This window comes from Entomohabitans teleogrylli (assembly GCF_001484765.1).
GTDB lineage: Bacteria > Pseudomonadota > Gammaproteobacteria > Enterobacterales > Enterobacteriaceae > Entomohabitans > Entomohabitans teleogrylli.
The window spans coordinates 1-893 of the sequence record NZ_LLXO01000090.1 but is presented as its reverse complement, the minus strand read 5'-3'; the positions used below and the strand labels follow the sequence as shown (position 1 = coordinate 893).

The following is an 893-nucleotide window of genomic DNA, read 5'->3' as shown; positions in this document are numbered from 1 at the left end:
GTACGCCATAACTGCGCCAGAAACACCAGATCGTTGCGTCCCGGGTTGAGGATCTGTGGGCGGCTTTGCATGCCGGGGCTCAACAGTTCCCCATTACGGTCGCTGAGGCGCAGCGCGACGCCTGTCACCCCGCCATGCACCCGGAAAAAGCGTCCGTCGCTTGGTTCCATCTCGCCATACAGCGTCATTTTCACCGCCGACTGGCCGGTGAGTACTGTGGTGCCGCGCATTCGCTGGTCATCGCGCATGAACTGGTATTCGCCTGGACAACCATCAAGCCGGATATAGACCGGTACCGGCGTGGTCACATTACCGCGCAACTCCAGTTCCCAGGCTATGGCGCTGCCCAGGTCAATCTTCTGTTCCACCGATTCCGGTAGTAGCCTGCACGGCGACGCCACCAGGGTACCGGTAGCGCGGATGCCGCCATTCAGGCCGTCGGTATCCTGGTTCGCGGCGCTGGCTGAACAAGCAGCGCCCATCATCAGCAGCCAGAGCATCACAGCGTCAGGAGCAACCCTTTTTTTCATCACGTATCTCCTGTATCCGGTCCGACAGCGCGCCGTCAGGACTTCGGCACCTCGGCCCGACAGACATCGCCGTTGCAGCGGAACGGCAGGGTCGGCTTACCGCCGAAATCATTAATGGTGGTGACATGCGGCGTGGCGAACTGCGCGCTCTTTACCATGGCGCTGGATTTCGGCGCCACCATCACGGTCTGGAAACCTTGCGCCACCGCCTGCCCTGGCGCCGCGGTAATACCGATTACTGTCATGTAATAGGGCGTCGGGTTCTCCACCCGGTAGCCGCCGCTCACCTTGTGCAACACCAGTTGGTTATCCCAGCGACTGTACTTCTCCGGCAGAATGGCTTTCGGACGGTAGAACAGCTTG

At 60.8% G+C, this 893-nt stretch carries 2 protein-coding genes; both read right to left on the bottom strand.

Annotation, left to right across the window (positions count from 1 at the left end):
• A partial coding sequence (locus tag AQ981_RS25345) for a fimbrial protein (RefSeq protein WP_058914526.1) occupies window positions 1-530 on the bottom strand: 530 nt, incomplete at its 3' end.
• 35 nt (window positions 531-565) lie between these two features.
• A partial coding sequence (locus AQ981_RS25340) for a fimbrial biogenesis chaperone (RefSeq protein ID WP_420809812.1) occupies window positions 566-893 on the bottom strand: 328 nt, incomplete at its 5' end.